Source organism: Chitinimonas sp. JJ19 (assembly GCF_036961565.1).
GTDB lineage: Bacteria > Pseudomonadota > Gammaproteobacteria > Burkholderiales > Chitinimonadaceae > Chitinimonas.
Window position 1 is genome coordinate 146,708 of record NZ_JBAMDD010000009.1, and the last position, 20,312, is coordinate 167,019.

The following is a 20,312-nucleotide window of genomic DNA, read 5'->3' on the forward strand; positions in this document are numbered from 1 at the left end:
GAGGTTACAAGGGCCGTCATGGTCACACAGCTTCGGCCAGGCAATCACGCAACAGTACCGGTCGCCGCCAGAGCTTCCAGCGATCGCCACGGCGCAAACTCGCCTGCAGGGTCTGCTGTGCACCTAGTAGCACCATATCGATGGCGTCCACCTCACCCGCTTGCCAAGCAGCCAGCAGGGGTTGGAACCAATCGCGCTCCAGCTGCTGCAAGGCCTCTCGCCAGGCGTGGATATCACCCTGCCTTGCACTGGCCACCAGTTGATCCAGGCAGATCAGGGTGTGGCCGGCACCGGATGCCTTCCAACCCGCCGGTAGTGCCTGGTGGGCCACGCCGGCAGCCTGCGCCAGGCCACATGCCAGCGCATCATTACCGACCAGCCTGTCGCAGGGCTTGATCAGCCCATGGGGGGCAACGCCCTCGCCCCACAGCCAGATCGAATTGATGGTGGGCCTACCCGCCTGCTCGCGCGCATCATTGGCAGGCTGGGTATAGAGCAGCATCTGCAGCTCGTTGAGCAAGCGATGCCAGCGCAGTGCCGTGGGGCCTTTGGGTAGGTGTGCATGCACATCCTGCCCCACTACCCGCGCCAAGGGCGTGGTGGTGAAATCAGGCGCCTCGGGCAGGCGCAAGTACCAGCGGTTGGGTGTGGCTGCCACAAACTGGTAGCCGTCGTCGGCATACAGCTTGTTCAAGGCTGCCACCAGGGCATCCGCCTCGGCCTGGTCGATTGCCAGCAGGCTGGCATCAAACAAAAAGGCCCTATCACGGTCTGCCCGCAGGTGTACCGGGTCGGCGCGCAGCCAATGGCCCGCCGCTGCGCCTGGCAGATCCAGCGGCAAGGTGAGGGCGGCCGCACCGCCCCCCTCGCCACCAAACTGCTGGCGCAACCAGTCTTCCATGGTGGTGGCAGGCTGTGGACGACGGTCGGCGCGGCCCAGCAGGCTACTCAGTCCGGGCAACGCCATTTCCACCACAGGGTCAAACCCCGCCTGCCTGGCAAAACGCAGGTCGGGCAACAGCAAAGTCAGTTTCATCAGCTACTCGAATCGCGCTTCGCGCCGGTCTGTGTGTCGCCCGCGACCGTGGCCAACCGCTCTACCCGGTAGATCACGCAATCAGCACCTATCTCCTGCTGGCTGATTACCCGGAAAGCCAGGTCCCCCTCGCGGGTTGCCGGCGCCCCGTAGGTCTTACCAGCAACCAGGTCGGCCTTGGCCAGTATCAGTAGATGGCTGTTCTCATTCAGCGGATCGGGCCGCAGGTAGAGGCCCAGCAGGTTGTCCCAGGATTGGTGGTCAGACACCATGTCCCATTGCGATACATTGGCGCGACGCGTCAGGCGCACCGATTCCGGATCGCGTGCCAGCAGTTGCACGCCAGCTACCATTTGTCCCTGACCACGGGCAATGGCCCGACGGACGATACCAATGCGCCAGTTCACATCCTTGTCGGTCTTGACCCCCATCAGCATGCCCACCTTGAGCCAGCCTGTATGCTTGTTGAGCTGCAGGCCCACACCGGTGGCACTGACATCCTCCACCATGGCGCGCTCTATGGTGGTCTCGTTGGTGCGAGTCTTGGTCTCCTGGGTGGCTTGCACCACCATGCGGCGTATGGCGCCGAAGTCGTAGCAGATGGTCAGCGAGCCGCTGATGGCCTTGCGCTCGGCCTGCCGCTTGACTTCGCGGCCGCTCCAGCGATTTTTCAGATGCTTGATCACCACCAGGGTCTCTGCCACCTCCAGGTGTTCGTCCGCATTCATCTTTTGCGGCACCTTACCCTGGCTGGTGATGATGTTTTCCAGCGCCACCAGTTCCATCAGGGTCTTCTCAAGGCCATAGAACAAACCACGGCCCTGCACCAGCGCCTGGGTAGGCATGCGGGTCAGCATGGTGGGCGGGTTGTCATCGCTGTTGGCCTGGCCGAACGGCGTCTGGCTGGAGTGCTTGTCGCTGACCTTGATAAAGCTTGCCAAGGTATCGGCCACTCTATCGGCAATCAGCAGTTGCCGCCCCTGCAAGTCTGGCGTCAAGGTACGCGACAGCAACACCAGGTGCGACAGTTGTTTCTGCAGGCGCCCAGCCTCGCCATCGGGCCGGGCTATCCTGGAGGCAAAGGTGCCGCCCAGGCTCAGGGCAAACTCCGCAGCCGGGCCAATTTCGTGCCAGGGCAGGCGGTCCATCTTGGGCTCGCGCACAAAACGCACTACATGGTCACGGCCTATCCAGTACAGCCAGTTGGCCACCGATGCCTGCACCAGCGGTGCATTGGCCGGCTTGCGCGCCAGCTCGACCATATCGCGGCGCAAAGCCTCGGTATAAGCCTCGAGTATCACGGCACAGAAGGGTACGGTGGTCTGCAGCAGCAGATTCAGCCTGGCATGGTTGGTCTTGGCCTCCAGCATGCCTGCCATGGCACCCTCCAGGATGCTGCGCAGGTCGTCATCAATCGCCCGCATGATGGCCAAACCATCGCGGCGATGTTCGGCGCGGCGAAGCTCCTGTGCCAGCCACTCTCCTGCCGATTGCATGGCCTGGACAGGCGCCAGCGTAGCCGAGCTCTGCACGGTGGCCACCGCCTTGTCCAAGCGGGATTCCCGGCCGAATACGAATAGCTTCTTGAAGGTGTCTATCATCTAGCAGCAGTACCCAGTGTTATCCCCGCAGGGGCCATCCAGTATGTCATCCCATCATATCGGCACTGCGGCGCAATAATCCATGGGTGCATTGGGAATGCCTTCAGGAACCTCATAAAACCCACGTTCTCGCGCCCACCACCCAGCCACGCCGGGTGCCCGATGGCAAGGTGCGCAAGCCATACTCCCACCGCACCGCTCGCTGTAGCGCAGACACAATCCGCCATAGGCGATTGATTTTACCGGTTCCGGCAGCACGCCGTCCTGCTTATGGGCTGATGCAGCAATGGAAACCGGGCATTGCAACCTCACCCGGCAAAAGCTGGCCGCATTCTACCCCGCCACCGCCCGCCACATGAAACTAAGGCAAAGCCCCCTGGCTCACAAAGCTATATGTTATGACGCTCTTGAGCGGTGTCCGGTTCACTCTTGGGAACTCCTCGCCAGCATCAGGATCGACTCGGCTCCGATGTGGGCGGGCAGCCCCCTGCTGTGGCACACTTCGCCCCTTACTTCCCTTACTAGCATGGTATCGCGTGAATTCATTTGAATGGCTGATCGGTCTGCGCTACACCCGCGCCAAGCGCCGCAACGGCTTTATCTCGTTTATCTCGGCTGCCTCCATGGCCGGTATCGCCCTGGGGGTCATCGCCCTCATCACGGTACTGTCCGTCATGAACGGTTTCCAGCGCGAAATCCGTGGCCGCATCCTGGAAGTAGCCTCCCATGTGCAGGCCGGCGGTGAAGGTGGCAGACTGGCGCGCTGGCAGGAAGCCGATGCCACGCTGAAACAGCATCCGGACGTCATCGCCAGCGCACCCTATGTGCAAGGCCAGGGCCTGCTCTGGCACGAGGGTGCCACTCAGGGCGCCATGGTGCGCGGGATCGTTCCCAAGCTGGAAGAACAGGTGGCCGGCCTGGGCAGCCACATGGTGGGTGGCAGTCTGGACGCACTCAAGACAGGTGAATTCAACGTGGTGCTGGGCCAGGAGCTGGCTCGGGCCTTGGGTGTCGGCCTTGGTGATAAGGTCACGCTAGCCATCCCGCAGGGCAACATCACCCCAGCCGGCATGATGCCGCGCTTTCGCAGCTTTACCGTGGTCGGCCTATTCCGTATTGATATGTACCAATACGATGCTGGCCTGGCCCTGGTGGATCTGGCCGATGCACAAAAACTCTACCGGCTGGGTGAGGATATCAGCGGCATACGGCTGAAAATCACCGACCCGCTTGCTGCCCCCACGGTGCGCGAGACCCTGCAAGCCAGCCATCAGTCCTTATGGATCAGCGACTGGACTATGGAGAACAGCAACTACTTCCGCGCGGTACAGATCGAAAAACGCATGATGTCGCTGATACTGACGCTGATAGTCGGTATTGCTGCCTTCAACCTGGTATCCAGCCTGGTCATGACCGTCACCGACAAACAGGCCGACATTGCCATTCTGCGCACCCTGGGTGCATCGCCCGGCAGCATACTCAAGATATTCGTGATACAGGGTGCCACCATAGGCATAGTCGGTACGCTGGTAGGCGTTTTGTGCGGCACGCTGCTGGCCTACAACGTAGGCGCGGTGGTCAGCTTCTTTGAGGGCCTGCTGAACTTCAAGATACTCTCGCCCCAGGTTTATCTGATCTCGTCTGTCCCCAGCGAAGTATTGGTCGGCGACGTCGTGTTTGTCGGTACGGTATCGCTGGTGCTGGCCTTCCTGGCAACGCTCTACCCTAGTTGGCGTGCTGCCCGCATCAACCCTGCGGAGGCCTTGCGCTATGAGTAATCCCATATTGCTGGCCCAGGGCCTGGGCAAGACCTATCCCGACCTGGAAGTGCCTGTACTCAACGGCATCGACCTGCAGGTAGAGCGTGGCGAAAAGCTGGCCATTGTAGGTAGCTCCGGCTCGGGCAAGAGCACCTTGTTACACCTGCTAGGCACGCTGGATACGCCTTCCACAGGCACGCTCAGTGTCGATGGGCAAGACCCATTCAGCCTGGGTGAAGCGGCGCGCAGTGCCTTGCGCAATCGTTTGCTGGGCTTTGTCTACCAGTTCCACCACCTGCTGCCCGAGTTCAGCGCGCTGGAAAATGTCGCCATGCCCCTGCTGATACGACGCATGCCACGCAAGGAGGCCGAAGCCAAGGCGGCGACCATGCTGGAACAAGTGGGCCTGGGCCATAGACTCAAGCACAAGCCGGGCGAGCTCTCGGGCGGCGAGCGCCAGCGTGCCGCCATAGCACGTGCCCTGGTGACCGACCCGCTATGCCTGCTGGCCGACGAGCCCACAGGCAATCTCGACCGGCATACGGCCAACACCGTGTATGAATTGATGCTTAGCCTCAACGACAGGCTGGGTACAGCCCTCATCATCGTCACCCACGACATGGAATTGGCAGCCCGCACCGGCCGGGTACTTACCTTGAACGACGGCAAACTGGCCAGAGCCGATGCCGCCTCCGACAGATCACGCCTGCTCAAGACCACCTGACCCTGCCATGCACAAGCTCATTATCCAGGCACCGGAAATCGCCACCCAGAACCTCAAGCGACTGGCACAGCTGGCCGGTGCCGATCAGATCAGCGCAGTCCGTCCTGGCGCCCTGGGTCATCAGGCCTTCAAACTCGCTCATGCAGATATCTTCAGCCAGGATGCCGTGGCAGCCTTCTGCGCCGAAGCCGGTTACGACCATGCCTTCATACCGGTCTCGGCCCGTTTGGCAGATATTGGTCTGGTGGTCATGGATATGGATTCGACTCTGATCACCATCGAGTGCATAGACGAGATTGCCGACATGCAGGGCATCAAGCCCCAGGTTGCTGCTATTACTGAGCGATCCATGCGTGGGGAACTGGATTTTCGGCAAAGCCTGACCGAGCGTGTAGCCCTGCTGGCCGGCCTGCCCCAGACAGCACTGGATGCGGTTTACGAGCAGCGCCTGCAATTGATGCCAGGTGCAGAGACCATGCTGCGGGCGGTGCAGGCCGCAGGCGGCAAGACGCTGCTGATATCTGGCGGCTTTACCTTCTTTACCGACAAGCTCAAGCCCCGGTTGAACTTGACGCGCGCCATCGCCAACGTGCTGGGGGTGGAAGATGGCAAGCTGACTGGACATATCGTTGGCGACATTGTCGATGCCCAGACCAAGGCCGACGAACTGGTCAGGATGCGTGAGGAGCTGGGCTTGCGGCCCGATCAGGTGGTGGCCATGGGCGATGGCGCCAATGATTTGAGAATGCTGGCCGTGGCTGGCTATGGCATCGCCTGCCACGCCAAGCCCCTGGTAAAAGCCCAGGCCGCCTACGCGCTCGACCATACCGGCCTGGATGGCATGCTGGCCTATTTCGACTGAGCATCGGGTATGAATTCCAGCCATTGATGGGTGGTGTGGCCTGAATAGGCACCAGGAGCACCTGGCTCTAGACATCAATGCAGCCCGAACCCGCAGGCTCTCCCCTGATTGATGCCCCGCCCACATCGCTGTAACGGAAGTCCAGCTTGCACGGTGCGTGGCGGGAATCTCGCAGGCACTCACCATCATTGCTACCGCAAATCATGCTGCATCGCAATATTCACAAAGGCAGCCACCAGCACCGGCTGCGTTTCGTTTGCCAGCCCAATACCCTGCAAGCCAAGGCCTAGAGTATTTATTCCGATTCTTTCAGGCACGATGGGATTATTGCTGAGCCTGCGTTTTGTTGTTGCACTGCAGCAAACTACACGCCATCATGACCTTACGTTCACAAGACGTACATTGCTTGAAAGGAGCGCTGTCATGATACCCACTCCCGCCCTGTTCCAATCATTGGTGCATCAGCTGGAAGCGCTGTTCCGCGATACCGATGCACAGGCAATCAGCCTGCATGCAGAACGGCGTACCGAAGCCACGCGTGATGCCGGCATCAGCCTGCCCCAATACCACCAGTTGCAACCCGGCTCGCCAGTCTATCTCCCGGCCAAGTATCACTGAGCCAGGAAGTCTGCCACGCGCTGTGCCACCAAGGCCGGCGCGTCATGATGCAGGTTGTGGCCACAGTCGGGCAACACCTGGTATTGCAGGCGAGCGATGCAGGCTCGCCGCAATGCAAACTGCTCGGGTGTCTCTCCCAACCACGAGAGCAGCTTGGCCTCGTCGCCGGCCAACCACAACGTGTCGGCGCTCACCTCGCGCCAGCAGGCCATGGCCTCTTCCAGCCTATACAGCACCGGGTTGACCCAGCGATGCCTAGGATCGGCCCGATAGCGCCAGCCATCATCCCCCCCGGCCGTGAGTGCCGCCGCAAGCCAGGCAGCCTGATCGCCATCGAGCTTGGCATGGGTCTTCTGCAGGCGCGCAGCCATCTCTTCCAAACCAGCCAGGCTACGCCAGCTCGCTCCCGCGGCCTGTTCATCCAGCCAGCGGCGGTAGCGTGCTGGCGCCTGCTCGGGCTGGGTGGCTGGCAGGCCAAACCCTTCCAGTGATATCAGCTTGCCTACGCGCTCTGGCCGTATGCCCGCGTACAACCCTGCCACGATGCCGCCCATGCTGTGGCCCAGCAGGGCAACTGGCCCCGCTGGCGCCAGCCATGCCAGCAAGGCATCCAGATCAGCCAGATAGTCCGGAAAATAATATCCCTCGCCAGCCCAACTGCTTAGCCCGAACCCACGCCAATCCGGTGCAATCACATCGTATTCGCGCAGGGTAGCGGGTGCCTCGTCCAGCATGAACTGAAAAGTCTCTGCACTATCCATCCAGCCGTGCAGCAATAGCAAAGGCTGAGCACCGGCTTGCCCCCAGCGTAGCAAGCGATAGTCCACGCCTCGCAAGCGTTGATATTGCTGCCGGGCAGGATACAAAGGCTGGTACATGAATCCGACTCCAGTCTGGTCGAAAGGATGCTTCCGCAAGCCGCGGCATGTCAGCGAGCAAAACCATACTGCGATGAAAGTGCAGTTTCTGGAAGTACCCGAAAAAATGCCCGCCATAAGGCGGGCATGATTGAGACCCTGTAATGCACTTGAATTGATGAACAACTGAGGCCAGACCAGGTGCTGACGAGCAGCGCCGAGGGCGAGCAGTCGGAGGCGTATCTGCGGGTTCAGGCCGCCTGTTGGGTCTGCAGCATGTCTATCATGTCGCTGACAGCACGCTCCACCGATGGGCCGCTCTCGATCAGGCTGGCATCACCGCGCTTGAACAAGGCTATCAACTCCATCAGCGTGAACTCCAGGCCGTTCTCCCCCTGGCGGTTGGTAAACAGGTAGCGGCTCTTGCGCGGGCTTACCCAGGCCAGCTTGGCGCGGCTCAAGCTGCCGTCATCCTGGCGGAACTCCACCCAGGCGCCACGCTTGAGCTGGTTGGCCACCACGTCATCGTAATCACGGTATTTATCCAGACCGCTATCCCAGTTCGCATCGGTAATCTGGAAGCCGCCATCAGCCGGGCCGATATCCAGTACGGGCAGATCGGCCAGATCACTCAGATTGACGGCAACTGCTGGTGCCGGTGCCGGTGCTGCGATCTCCAGCGGGGCCAACACTGGCGCTGGCGCAGGGGCAGCGCCTGCCACCTCTGGCACAGGCATAGGCACGGGCTCAGCCTGCTTGAGACCAGACTTGATGGCATAAGCGTGGCAATGCACCAGTTCGGCAAAGAATGCCTCACGCTTGCTACGGTCCACACCAGCTTCTTCCGTGCCACGCTCCAGACGCTTGAGCAGCTTGGGCAGCAGGTTCACGAGGCGCAAACGCTCTTCCACACCGATCTTCGGCTGTATGCTCCAGATCAGGTCTTCCATGGCCTTGATGGCATCAGGCCAGGCTTCAGGCTGAGTCTCGTTGTTCAGCGCGGCATAGCGCAGCACCTCACGCCATTGCTGGTCTGCGAAATTACGCAGCAGCTCCGGCATATCGGCGTAACTTGCCAGCAACTGGCTGATGGCCACTTCGGCCTGCTTGCTGGCCAGTTCGGCCTTTTCAGCCTCTATCAGTTGCGCAGTAGCCGCCTCGGCGCTGGATTCCGCCAGCACTTCTTCCTCGGCCAGAAATCCTTCCAGCTCGGTCAGCGCCTCATCAAACAGAGAGATGTTCTCGTCGAACTCCTGCACGATGCGCTCGACGATATCGGACAGCTTCTTGTACAGCCGGTCATCCAGACCGTCACTCTCTTCCCAGCCCAATGCGGCTTGCGCCAAGGCATCCAGCAGCTTACGGGTAGGGTGCTGCTTGCGGGCAAAGAACTTGGTGTCCAGCATGGCCACCTTGAGTACCGGTATCTGCAGGCGGCCAATCAGCGCCTTCATCGGCGCGGGGATATTGCGGTCATCAAACAGATTGTCGAACAGCATGGCCACGATATCGATGGTCATGGCGTCGACATGTCCCAGCGAGGAAGCCAGGCTAGTGGTCTTGATCTGGTGCAGCACATTGGCTGTGCCGGCGGTCAGTGCTTGGGCATCCAGGTCGCCGGTATCCGCCAGGGTACCATCTACCCGGCCTTGCTGCAGCAGGTTCAGCGCATCCAAAAAGCTTTGGCCCACGCTGCTCATGAACATGGGCGCAGCCGGCGGCATCTGCTGCTCCGGCATGCCGGCTACCGGCAGGGCCATGCCCATGGCCGGCGCACCCAATTGGGGCAAGCCCTGCATGGCCTGATTGAAGGCAAGCAGCTGTTGCAGCGATGAAATCAGCTCATGCTCGTTGCCAACCGCATAAGCAGGCAGGTCCATGCCACCCGCAGCCTGTGCCGGGGCAAAGCCGCCCGTGCCAAAACCCATCTGCGAGGCATAGCCGCCCATGCCGGCATCGCCCTGCATCATGCCTGCATCCATGCCGTGGCCGCCCTGCTCTACCTGCGTAGCTGGGCGGCGCGGTGCACCACCAGCGCGGCGACGGAAGCCTGCCTTGGGCAGGACGGGCAGGATATTACGGTCCACCAGGAAGCGATTCAGGTTCTGGTAGACATTCGGCACATTCTCGGCCGCCATCTGCTCGAACTGCTTGAGCACCAGCAGGCGTACATTGAGGTCAGACTCGATTTTCATGCAGGCGCTGCGGAATGCATCCACCACCGCCTGCGGGCTCATGGGGTGATCGTCGCGGCTGGCCTCGGGCAGCTGCATGAGGTGGCCCATGCGGAAATTCAGGGCATTGAGCTCATCGCCCAGCTTGGACTTGAGCTTGCTGGCGATATTGGTGGCCGCCAGATCCTCTTCGTAGTCGTCATGGCCAACCAGCGAGAGTTCCAGGTTGTCGAAGTCGACCTTGTCAAAGCTGGCGTTATCTTGCTTGCCGGTCAGCGTGCGGTTGAAGCCTTCTACAAAACGCCGACGAAACTCAGCCTCAATCTCGGAACGCTTGGATTGAGCCTGTCCGCGCGCCTCCATGTAGAGATTGTAGCTATCGCGATCCAGCGCCTTGTCGGCCAGCTCGAACAGCGACTCCTCGATCTTGTCGAGCATGGTGGTCAGCGACTTCGACAGCAGATCGGCTGCGAGATCGCGACAGGAGTTCAGCATGCTTAGAGATTCTGGCTTAGGTGTCATTGTGCTCGGGCGCGTCGCACCGGCGGGACGACCATCGGTCGTACCCTGCTTGGTTTCGGGTGAAAAATACAATCCGGCCGCACTCATCGCTTGTCCCCATGCGCATGGGCGGTGCCTATCCATGGTAGCACCGCCAAATTTTTACACATGCTGTCTCAGCCAACCATCAAAACACCCACGCTTTATGCGATAAGCATTTCATTGGAATATAAGTGCATGTTAATTTTCAAGCCAGAGCGCGTCAACCTAAGTAGAAAAAACCTCAAGTATTAATCGTAACTTATTGATTAAACTTGAATTCAACAACACGCCCTTGGCGATGCCACAGGCATTCTAAACCAAGATTGCCCTGTGGATAACAGGAAATCATTATTTTCCCAACCAAGCCAGCACCTGTGGGTAGACCTCATGCTCAGCCTGGGGGTGAGTCAACATGTCAATATGACCATAATCACGAGTCATACCAGCAGTGCGCGCCAGCAAGCCAAAAGCATGTTCATGCGGCCCAGATTCGGCAGCAAAACGCCGCACATCACGCTCATGTCCACGTACCGGGTCATTCCCGCCTATCAGGTAAAGGGTGGGTGGCAATCCGCCTTGGGCTAAGGCGGCGGCATAATCAAAACCGTCGTCGCTATCGCGCCATACACCTGCTGCAACCCATTGCGCACTTTGCCGCAGGCTCTTGCGGGTCTCGTCGTCAGACCCCATGCCCAGGCGCGCGGCAGGCAGGTAGCCTTGCCACCAAGCCAGCAAGCGCCCTGCCCGCTTCCAGAAAAACTCGATCTCATAACAACGGTGCCAGTTCCACACCCGTATGCTGCGCTTGCTGCCCAGATAGACACTGGCTTTGATTCTGGCAGCCCAGGCTGGCTGTCTGGCTAGAAAAGCCGACAGCAACACCCCACCCCAAGAGTGCGCCACCAAGGCGAGTTCCACCGATTCGCCGCGCCGCCGCACGATCTCTTCAAGCGCCAGAGGGATATCCTCACAAATGCTCTCGGTCTGTCCGTGGGCATGGCCGTGGCCGATCTTGGGCGTGGACAGGCCACGGCCACGCAGATCCAGCACATAGACATCGTAACCACGCGCCGCCAACCAAGGGCCAAGACCCTTGCCGCGATCGCTGTAAAAAGTACGCGCGTTGGCAACGGCACCATGCACCATCAGTACGGCACGCCCAGCCCCAGGAGCGTGGATATGCCGCAGGTGCAACCGCGCCCCATCGGGCGTGGCAACAAACAATGAATCCTGCTGGGGCGTAACGGGTAGTTGGGAGGCAGTCATGAATTAATTCTAACGAGCGCTTGATTCAACCATGCTACGCAGCCCCCTGATGGAACTCAAGCGCCGGGCATTACCCGAAACGGTGCCCGCTCATCCAGCTCACCGAGATAATGTTGCACGCCCTGCCCCTCGCGCAGCAGAAAGCGCTCCACGGCCTGGGCCATACCCGGCTGCGCCAACCAATGCCAGGATCGAGTCTCTACCGCCTCGAAACCGCGCGCCAGCTTGTGCTCACCCTGAGCGCCCCCTTCGAAAACCGCCAGGCCCCGCTCGATAGCGAACTCGATACCCTGGTGGTAGCAAAGCTCAAAATGGAGACTGGGCACGAAGCATGTCGCCCCCCAATAGCGACCATACAGGCGCTGCTCATCAAACAGATTGAGCGCCGCCGCGATGGGCTGGCCATGCTGGTAGGCCAGGACCAGCAAACAGTGCTGGTCCATGATGCTGCCCAGGCGCTGAAAGAAAGCCAGATTCAGGTAAGGCGTGGAGCGATGCTCAAGATAGGTCTGTTGATAGCAGCGTGCAAAAAAGGCCCAATCGGCTGGCGTGATATCACCGGCCGTCTTGCGTATGACGGTAATGCCGGCATCCAGCACCTTGCGCCGCTCCTGCCGCAGCTTTTTGCGCTTATCACGCGTCAATGCCGCCAGGAAGTCCTCGTAATCCCCATAGCCGCGATTGAGCCAATGGAACTGCAAGCCTCTGCGGCACAGCAAGCCCGCCTCAGCCAGGCTGGATTCCTCTGCCTCGGCCGGAAACAGGCAATGCACGCCAGAAAAGCCAGCCTGCCCCGCCATGGCCAACACCCCTTGCAACAACAGGCTTCGGCTCTGGTCGTCTCGCGCCATCAGCCGGTTGCCCGGTACGGGTGTAAAGGGGACGGCCGACAGCAGCTTGGGATAGTAAGGCAAGCCTGCACGCTCGCTGGCATCCGCCCAGGCCCAGTCAAACACATACTCGCCCCAGGAATGGGTCTTGGCATAGAGCGGCATGGCCGCCTGCAGGCCGTGTCCATCCTCCAGCACAGCGTGCAAAGGCTGCCAGCCGGTTTGCCCGCCTACGCAGCCGGTATCTTCCAGTGCTGCCAGAAAGGCGTGCTGCAGAAAAGGCTGCTTACCGGCCAGCGCATTCCACGAGGCTGCCGGTATGGCATGCATGCCTTCCAGCAGGCGTAGTTGCATGGTGCTCGGCTATCAGGCCAGCACAGCCGGCAGTTGCGGCGCCAGTGCTTGCCGCTCCGACGTCGCAGCGCCCAACAAGGCAAAGCCCAGCAACTGATCCTGCTCGCCCTTGAACAGCGCCTTGACGCCAGTTTCACTGCGCTCCACCTGCCAGGCACCCACGCTACCCATGGCAGGCGGTGCCACCACGGTTGGGCACACGGGCGTCTTCACCACCACCGGCATGGCCGGATACACCACCGGCGTCGGTGTACCTGCCAGTGTCGGCGCCAGCGCACGGGCGGCCTGCATGATAGGCAATACAAAGGGCAGCACCTGGCCATCCACCTCAGCGCAGTCGCCCAGCGCGTAGATATCCGGGTCGCTGGTCTGCAGCAATCGATTCACCACGATGCCACGATTGACTGCCAGCCCAGCAGCGCTGGCCAGTTGCAAGCGTGGCCGCAGGCCGATAGCCGAGAGCACCAGCTCGGCCTCCAGCACCTTGCCGTTGGCCAGGCTCACGCGGTACCCACCGGCTTCCCCCGCTACCGCCTGCACGCTGGTGCCAAGGTGAAAGCGCACCCCCAGGCCAGCCAGCTTCTCGTGTAGGTATTGCCCCGCCATCTCAGGTAGCAAGCGTGACAAGGGCCAGTTGGCCAAATCCACCACATCGACCTGCCTGCCGCTGGCCGCCAGGTCATTGGCAAACTCACAACCAATCAGGCCCGCCCCTAGCAGGACAATACGCTGCTTGCCTTCCAGCAACTCACGGAAATGGGCGTAATCAGCCAGGTCATTGACACTGACCACGGCCGCTGCGGCATCGCCCGCCAGGCCGGGCAGCAATTGATCTGCCCCCAGCGCCAGTACCAGCTTGCTGTACGGCAGCTCGCCCGCAGCGGTGTGCAGTACCTTGGCGGTACGGTCTATGGCGGTTACCCGGGTATGGGTCAATACCTCGGCCTTGAGTTCTTCCACCATCTTGCCCACTGGCTTCATGGCAAGTTGAGCCGCTGTCTTGTTGGCAGTCAGTGCATTCGACAGCATGGGCTTGGAATAAAAATCGCCCGCATCGGCCGTTACGACACGCAAGGGCGCATCAGGCAGAAGTTTGCGCAGTTCGCGCGCCAGGTTGTAACCAGCCAGGCCAGAGCCGACCAAGGTAATCGGGGCAGTCATGCATGCTCCACAACAAAAGGTAAAAACTAAGACTAAATTGCCCGGCCGGGATGGCAGCCACCAAGGCTAGCCACACCAAGCCGGGCAGCGCGGATCAGCCATGCGGAACCCGCTATCAGGCGATCTGCACCATCTCGAAATCAGCCTTGGCCACGCCGCAGTCAGGGCAGGACCAGTCTTCCGGAATCGCATCCCACGCGGTACCAGCAGCAATGCCATCTTCAGGCAAGCCTACCGATTCGTCGTAGATGAAACCACAAACAATACATTGAAATTGACGCATGACGATGCTCCTATTTTTAGCTTTATCCGCGATCCGCCTATCAGGCGGACAGACTCGCGAGAACCGCACGGTAATGGTTGGCGTGGCGCTCTTCAACCTTGGCGAGTGCGGCAAATCGCTTGGCGGCTTTTTCCAGCGTCTGCTTGAAGCGCTCGGCATGCTCTTTCGACTCGGCGATCTGCTCGTCGATTTCGCGTACGGCCGCGTCATTGCCCTCTTTCACGGCCTCGTGGCGGAAAGTCGGATACATCTCCGTGTATTCGTAGGTCTCGCCATCAATGGCGTACTGCAAAGCCTTGGCAGGCGTCATGGTGTCTTTTGGAAACAACAGGTCCAGATGGCCGAAGGCGTGCATCACCTCCTGTTCGGCGGTTTCCTCGAAAGCCTTGGCGGTTTCCAGGTCACCGGCCTCGCGGGCCAACTTGGCAAAATAGCGGTATTTGATGTGCGCCATCGACTCGCCGGCAAAGGCCGATTCGAGATTCTTTATGGTGGCAGATGGGGTATGGGCAGCCATGTCACTTCTCCTTACATGCTCGGTTGCGTTCGGATGAGCGTATGGTAGAGAGAAGCTATCAATAATAGAAATTGAATATCAAAAAGCAATCAATAGCTTTTTGCTATCCACGACACAAAGGCAGTTGGGGTTACTCGATGGGTGAGTCCGGCAGCATGGTGACGCCCGCCATGGCACTACCCAGTATGGCTTGGCGTACCGCCTCTATGGCCTCGCGCCGGGGGAAATTGCGCCGCCAAGCCAACACCACCCTGCGTATGGGCGCATGCCCCTTAAACGGACGGATGGTCAGTAATTGCTCATCGGCCGAGGTAATGGAGGTAACCGGCAATACCGTCACCCCGATACCCCCCGCCACCATATGCCGGATGGTCGTCAGTGACGACCCCTGCAAGGTACGCTGCAGGCTGCTGCCCGCATGCACCGCCTCCCGATTAAGCTCGGGGCAGGTCTGCAACACCTGATCGCGGAAACAATTGCCGGGGGAGAGCAGCAAGACGTTCTCTTCTTCCAGCTGCGCTGAATCCACCGACTTGAGCTTCTCCCAGGGATGGCCCTTGGGGGTAGCCACGACGAAAGGTTCGTCATACACCGCTTGCGTAGCGATACCACTTTCACGGAATGGCTCAGACAGAATGGCCACATCGATATCGCCCTGCTTGAGCATCTCGGCCAGCCGTGCGGTGTAGTTCTCTTCCAGCAACAACTGCATCTGCGGTGCTGCCAGACGCAAGCGGGGAATCAGGAAAGGCAGCAGATAGGGGCTGATGGTGTAGATGGCGCCCAGACGCAAGGGGCCAGACAGGGGATCCTTACCCTGTTCCGCCAGTTGCTTGATGGTCTGCACCTGCTCCAGCACCCGCTGCGCTTCCGACACAATGCGCTCGCCTATGGGTGTTACCGAGACATCGCCAGCCGAGCGCTCAAACAAGGTCACCCCGAGTTCGTCTTCCAGCTTCTTGACCGCCACACTGAGCGTGGGCTGGCTGACAAAGCAGGCACCCGCAGCCCGGCCAAAATGGCGTTCACGGGCGACAGCGACAATGTACTTCAGTTCGGTGAGCGTCATGGGTGCCGGTCAAGAGTTGGTACGTGGGTGCAACATTAGTAAAATCTTACACTCGCTGTGCCCACAAGTCATATTCGTCGGCATCAGTCACTTCCACTTCCAGGAAATCACCAACGCGGACACCCTCTGTCTCTTCAATGTAGACCAGACCATCGATTTCCGGGGCATCAGCGTAACTACGGGCCACCACACCCTGCTCATCAATCTCGTCCACCAATACGGTGAGTTTACGGCCTATCTTGGCTTGCAGCTTGGCGGCACTGATGGCGGCCTGCTTTTCCATAAAGCGTGCCTTGCGCTCTTCTGCCACCTCAGGGTCGACATGATTGGGCAAATCATTGGCTGTTGCCCCTTCAACCGACGAATAGGTAAAGCAGCCCACCCGATCCAGCTGTGCCTCATCCAGGAAATCCAGCAGCATCTGGAAATCCGCCTCAGTCTCGCCAGGGAAGCCAGTGATAAAGGTCGAACGGATGGCGATATCAGGACAGACCTCGCGCCAACGAGCCAGGCGCTTCAGCACATTCTCGGCATTGGCTGGCCGTTTCATGGCCTTGAGCACAGTGGGGCTGGCATGCTGGAACGGAATATCCAGGTATGGCAGCACCTTACCGGCCGCCATCAGCTCGATTACCTCATCCACATGCGGATAAGGGTAGACATAGTGCAGGCGTACCCAGGCACCCATATCACCCAATTCACGCACCAGCTCAGTCATGCGTGTCTTGATCGGGCGGCCATTATGGAAGCCGGTCTTGTATTTCACATCCACCCCATAAGCCGAGGTGTCCTGCGAGATCACCAGCAATTCCTTCACCCCGGCCTTCACCAGATTCTCAGCCTCTTTCAGCACCTCGTGTATGGGCCGCGAATCGAGATCGCCGCGCATGGACGGGATGATGCAGAACGAGCAACGATGGTTACAGCCTTCCGATATCTTCAGATAGGCATAATGCTTGGGTGTGAGTTTCACCCCTTGCGGCGGCACCAAGTCGATAAACGGGTCATGAGGCTTGGGCAGATGCTCGTGCACCGCTGCCATCACCTCCTGGGTTGCATGGGGGCCAGTCACCGCCAGCACAGAGGGATGCACATCACGTATCTGATTGCCGCCATCCTTGGCGCCCAGGCAGCCGGTCACGATGACCTTGCCGTTTTCATTCAGCGCCTCGCCGATGGCATCCAGCGACTCGGCCACCGCACTATCAATAAAGCCACAGGTATTGACCACTACCAAATCAGCATCCTGGTAGCTAGGCGAAATGGCGTAACCCTCGGCACGAAGCTGGGTCAAAATCTGCTCAGAGTCGACCAACGCCTTGGGGCAACCGAGTGAAACGAAACCGACTTTTGGGGCGTGCATAGCAATTCCTCAGTACAAAAGCATAACGGGCGTGCCACGCGACACGCCCGCTTGAATAAAAGCCATTTTAAATCAGTACGCTAGTTCTTGTCGCTAACAACAGGCACAAAACCTGCCTGACACAGCCCGCAACCCACCCCGCGCAAACCAAAGAATGGCGCCTTACCCTTATCGAATAAGCAGTAGCGCTGGTGCCCAGGCTAGGGTCACCAGCCGTCAAACTTCGGGGCTGCAGGCAAAACAGAGCATGATAGGGAGCTGCTAGCAATGCCATCCAGCCAACCATGGCAAAGCCACCCACAAGGCGCCACATGTCTTTGATAGACAAGTGGAAACGCTCTCCAGCCACCTCTTGGTGCAAGAAAAAGGACAACGCTGAAACGGCCCGGGCCACAGCCCAAGCACTACTGCACAGCCAGATGGCGGGCATAGATTGCCGGTAGATCCACCTTTGCCAAGGCCGCATTAAAGCGCTGCGCCAAGGCCCGGCCTTCGGCCGTGGGGCGAAAGCAGATATAGAGCTGTTTGTCCTCCAACAACCTGGGGTGAAACAGCAACTGCGTACGTTTGCCTGCCAAAGCCTTGTCTGTCCTAAGCAGATAGTCGTAGACGTGTTTGTCCATGACCCCTGCATCAAATCGGCCTGCCGCCAGCTTTACCAGCACGCGGGTATCGTCTACTGATCTATCCACCCGCTGCTGGCCCGACGCCACATCGGCATCAAAGCGAGTGGTGTTCACGTAGTCCTGTACCACGCCTATGACATAGCGCCGTAGATCGGATGGCTGCTGCCATTCAACTGGGCGGTCTGTGCGGTACACCAGGCCCAGCGGTGAATTGCCTATGGGGGCGCTAAGATGACAGCGGCTGCGCACTTCCGGCGTATCGTATTCAGGGAAGTAACCCGCATAGCCAGGTGTCCCCATGCCCGTAGCGACAGCACGCGCCCAAGGATAGAAATCCACCTGCAGCTTGCTTTCGGCCGCATGGAATGCAGCGCGGGCCACCTCGACCGAAATACCCTGCCCCGCCAGCTTATCTCCCGAGTAGGGAGGCCAGAACAGCGAGGCCAACCGCACCTCTGCGGCCTGAGTCACAGGTAGTAACAACCACAGAATCGCTGCAATCAACCTGTACACGATACCAGCCTCGTTGCATTGCACTAGGCTCCTTCCGTGGTGGATCACGGTCATGCCGCAATCCTTGTATGGCACTACTCACCAAGCCCGCTACGCCGCATACGCCGTCAGCCGCACTGCTGGCCGGCATATTCATACGATGTTCGGTGATAGCCTTAAACCAGCATAGCAACGAAACATGACGTTCAGACTTTATAAAATCCATTCTGCGCTACCTTTAATAGCGCACCGATAGCCCCGTGAAAGCACCACCATGTTCGAAGCAGCAGAACTCGGCCACAAGGTCGACAAGGAGAGTTACAAGGCACAGCTACCCGCCCTGCGGGAGGCTCTGCTGGATGCGCAGTACGAGTTGCGCGAACGGGGCAGCTTTCCCGTCATCATCCTCATCAATGGGGTAGACGGCGCAGGCAAGGGTGAGACGGTGAACCTGCTCAATGAGTGGATGGACCCCAGGCTGATCGATACCCATGCCTTTGGCGATGCTGGCCTGGAAGAGTACGCCCAGCCAGCCATGTGGCGATTCTGGCGCGCCCTGCCCGCCCGTGGTCGTATCGGCATACTGTTTGGTTCCTGGTATACCTTGCCCATCCTGAATCGGGTGGTGGGCAAGCTCGATAAAGCCGATCTACGCGGCGCAGTGGACGACATCGTCCGCTTTGAAGACATGCTGTGCCACGAAGGCGCCCTACTGCTGAAATTCTGGTTTCATCTGGGCAAGAAGCAGCAAAAATCCCGCCTCAAGGCCCTAGAGGCCGACCCACTGACGCAATGGCGTGTACGCGAAGAAGACTGGGAGCACTACAAGCAATACGACGAGTTTCGTGATGTCTCCGAGCAGGTATTGCTGCGCACCAGCACCGGCCACGCGCCCTGGGTGGTGGTAGACGGCGAGGATGAGCGCTACCGCAGCCTTACCGTAGGCAAGCTGCTGCTACAGGCTTTGCGCAGCCGGCTGGAGCAGACCACCCCAGACAGCCCCCGATCCAATGCGCCGCCTTTGCTAGCCCCGCTGGATGGCGTGAGGGTGCTCGATAAACTGGTGTTGGACCAAGCCATGAGCAAGGCCGACTATCTGGTCGAGCTTGAGAAGTGGCAGGGCAGGCTCAACCAGCTCAGCCGCCATCCCCGGTTTCGCGCGCATGCCGTGGTCGCGGTATTCGAAGGTAACGATGCTGCCGGCAAGGGCGGTGCCATACGCCGTATCACTGCGGCACTGGATGCCCGCCAATACCATGTCATTCCCATTGCCTCGCCCAGCGAGGAGGAGCGTGCGCAGCCCTACCTCTGGCGCTTCTGGCGGCATCTACCCAAGCACGGCAAGTTCACCTTGTTCGATCGTTCCTGGTACGGCCGGGTACTGGTTGAACGGGTGGAAGGCTATGCCAGCGATGCGGACTGGATGCGGGCCTACGGCGAGATCAATGACTTTGAGCGGCAGCTGAGTGATGCCGGGGTCGTGGTGGTCAAGTTCTGGCTGGCCATCGATGCCGATGAACAGCTCAAACGCTTTGAGGCGCGAGAACAGACCGGTTTCAAGCGCTTCAAGATCACACCGGATGACTGGCGCAACCGCGAAAAATGGGACGCCTACCGCGAAGCGGTACACGATATGGTAGAGCGCACCAGCACCAGCGAAGCCCCCTGGACACTGGTGGAAGCCAATAACAAGTATCACGCCCGCATCAAGATACTCAGGACCTTGTGCGAAGCCATGGCGGCACAACTCGATTAAGCTGCGCAGCGATGGACACCTCCGCAATTGCTCCACAGTTGTGGGGCAATATGCAGACATCGGCCACCAATCCGGCCTGCCATCCAGGAGTCTGCCATGCACAAGCCATTGCTCAAGCGTATTGCCCCCATGATCGCCCTTGCTCTATCCCTGCCCAGCCTGGCCGCCGCCAATCCTGCGGCACCGGGGCAGGCACCAGGCCAGCGCCGGGTACCGCCCAGCGAAGCCTTCGCCGCCTGCGACGGCAAGCAGGAAGGGGTCAAGGTCAGTTTCACCACCCCACATGGCGATACCGTCAGTGGCACCTGCAAGATGATCGCGGCACGGCTGGCAGCCATACCCGATCATCCACCCCGGCAGAGGCCAGGCGCACCCGGCGCTGCCAAGTGATAAGGATTCAGGTGCTTCAGCCATGGTTTT

The 20,312-nt window shown here is 59.9% G+C and carries 18 protein-coding genes; 6 read left to right on the forward strand and 12 right to left on the reverse strand.

Annotation, left to right across the window (positions count from 1 at the left end; all coding sequences use genetic code 11):
* Window positions 1-22: 22 nt before the first annotated feature.
* Both V7714_RS12995 and V7714_RS13000 read right to left on the reverse strand, forming a co-directional pair.
* Window positions 23-1,036: a hypothetical protein gene (locus V7714_RS12995; RefSeq protein WP_335710114.1), complete on the reverse strand. Its 1,014-nt coding sequence runs from the start codon at window positions 1,034-1,036 to the stop codon at window positions 23-25.
* Window positions 1,036-2,637: a hypothetical protein gene (locus V7714_RS13000; protein WP_335710115.1), complete on the reverse strand. Its 1,602-nt coding sequence runs from the start codon at window positions 2,635-2,637 to the stop codon at window positions 1,036-1,038. The genes V7714_RS12995 and V7714_RS13000 overlap by 1 nt, the downstream gene beginning before the upstream one ends.
* A 536-nt stretch (window positions 2,638-3,173) precedes the next feature.
* Between V7714_RS13000 and V7714_RS13005 the strand changes: the two genes are divergently transcribed.
* From V7714_RS13005 to V7714_RS13020, 4 genes are all read left to right on the forward strand, one after another.
* A complete protein-coding gene (locus V7714_RS13005; RefSeq protein WP_335710116.1) occupies window positions 3,174-4,415 on the forward strand; it encodes a lipoprotein-releasing ABC transporter permease subunit in 1,242 nt (413 codons plus the stop codon).
* Window positions 4,408-5,121 (forward strand): lipoprotein-releasing ABC transporter ATP-binding protein LolD, encoded by a 714-nt coding sequence (gene lolD, locus V7714_RS13010; protein ID WP_335710117.1) that lies wholly within the window; start codon window positions 4,408-4,410, stop codon window positions 5,119-5,121. Before V7714_RS13005 ends, lolD begins: the two co-directional genes overlap by 8 nt.
* Window positions 5,122-5,128: 7 nt before the next feature.
* Window positions 5,129-5,983: a phosphoserine phosphatase SerB gene (gene serB / locus V7714_RS13015; protein ID WP_335710118.1), complete on the forward strand. Its 855-nt coding sequence runs from the start codon at window positions 5,129-5,131 to the stop codon at window positions 5,981-5,983.
* A gap of 423 nt (window positions 5,984-6,406) precedes the next feature.
* Window positions 6,407-6,601 (forward strand): hypothetical protein, encoded by a 195-nt coding sequence (locus tag V7714_RS13020; protein WP_335710119.1) that lies wholly within the window; start codon window positions 6,407-6,409, stop codon window positions 6,599-6,601.
* Here the strand turns inward: V7714_RS13020 and V7714_RS13025 are convergent.
* From V7714_RS13025 to V7714_RS13070, 10 genes are all read right to left on the reverse strand, one after another.
* The gene (locus V7714_RS13025) at window positions 6,595-7,479 is read right to left on the reverse strand and encodes an alpha/beta fold hydrolase (RefSeq protein ID WP_335710120.1); all 885 of its coding nucleotides are present in this window, start codon (window positions 7,477-7,479) and stop codon (window positions 6,595-6,597) included. The two genes, V7714_RS13020 and V7714_RS13025, sit on opposite strands and share 7 nt — an antisense overlap.
* Before the next feature lie 230 nt (window positions 7,480-7,709).
* Complete coding sequence (locus tag V7714_RS13030; protein ID WP_335710121.1) at window positions 7,710-10,127, reverse strand: DUF1631 domain-containing protein; 2,418 nt, start codon at window positions 10,125-10,127, stop codon at window positions 7,710-7,712.
* 396 nt (window positions 10,128-10,523) lie between these two features.
* The gene (locus V7714_RS13035) at window positions 10,524-11,441 is read right to left on the reverse strand and encodes an alpha/beta fold hydrolase (RefSeq protein WP_335710122.1); all 918 of its coding nucleotides are present in this window, start codon (window positions 11,439-11,441) and stop codon (window positions 10,524-10,526) included.
* 56 nt (window positions 11,442-11,497) lie between these two features.
* Window positions 11,498-12,625 carry a GNAT family N-acetyltransferase gene (locus V7714_RS13040; protein WP_335710123.1) on the reverse strand — a complete coding sequence of 376 codons (1,128 nt, stop codon included), beginning with the start codon at window positions 12,623-12,625 and terminating at the stop codon, window positions 11,498-11,500.
* 12 nt (window positions 12,626-12,637) lie between these two features.
* Entirely contained in the window at window positions 12,638-13,786 is a 1,149-nt protein-coding gene (locus V7714_RS13045) for an NAD(P)/FAD-dependent oxidoreductase (protein WP_335710124.1), read from the reverse strand.
* 115 nt (window positions 13,787-13,901) lie between these two features.
* Window positions 13,902-14,069 carry a rubredoxin gene (locus V7714_RS13050; RefSeq protein WP_284195887.1) on the reverse strand — a complete coding sequence of 56 codons (168 nt, stop codon included), beginning with the start codon at window positions 14,067-14,069 and terminating at the stop codon, window positions 13,902-13,904.
* Window positions 14,070-14,109: 40 nt separating this feature from the next.
* Window positions 14,110-14,586 carry a rubrerythrin family protein gene (locus tag V7714_RS13055; RefSeq protein ID WP_335710125.1) on the reverse strand — a complete coding sequence of 159 codons (477 nt, stop codon included), beginning with the start codon at window positions 14,584-14,586 and terminating at the stop codon, window positions 14,110-14,112.
* A 130-nt stretch (window positions 14,587-14,716) separates the two neighbouring features.
* The gene (locus V7714_RS13060; RefSeq protein ID WP_335710126.1) at window positions 14,717-15,655 is read right to left on the reverse strand and encodes a hydrogen peroxide-inducible genes activator; all 939 of its coding nucleotides are present in this window, start codon (window positions 15,653-15,655) and stop codon (window positions 14,717-14,719) included.
* A gap of 46 nt (window positions 15,656-15,701) precedes the next feature.
* Window positions 15,702-17,018 (reverse strand): 30S ribosomal protein S12 methylthiotransferase RimO, encoded by a 1,317-nt coding sequence (gene rimO / locus V7714_RS13065; protein ID WP_335710127.1) that lies wholly within the window; start codon window positions 17,016-17,018, stop codon window positions 15,702-15,704.
* 404 nt (window positions 17,019-17,422) lie between these two features.
* Window positions 17,423-18,115 carry a substrate-binding periplasmic protein gene (locus V7714_RS13070; RefSeq protein ID WP_335710128.1) on the reverse strand — a complete coding sequence of 231 codons (693 nt, stop codon included), beginning with the start codon at window positions 18,113-18,115 and terminating at the stop codon, window positions 17,423-17,425.
* A gap of 295 nt (window positions 18,116-18,410) precedes the next feature.
* On the opposite strand from V7714_RS13070, the gene pap reads away from it, so the two are divergent.
* Together pap and V7714_RS13080 are read left to right on the forward strand one after the other, a co-directional pair.
* Window positions 18,411-19,892: a polyphosphate:AMP phosphotransferase gene (gene pap, locus V7714_RS13075; RefSeq protein WP_335710129.1), complete on the forward strand. Its 1,482-nt coding sequence runs from the start codon at window positions 18,411-18,413 to the stop codon at window positions 19,890-19,892.
* Between the two features lie 96 nt (window positions 19,893-19,988).
* Window positions 19,989-20,282 carry a hypothetical protein gene (locus V7714_RS13080; protein WP_335710130.1) on the forward strand — a complete coding sequence of 98 codons (294 nt, stop codon included), beginning with the start codon at window positions 19,989-19,991 and terminating at the stop codon, window positions 20,280-20,282.
* The last annotated feature ends 30 nt before the right edge of the window (window positions 20,283-20,312 follow it).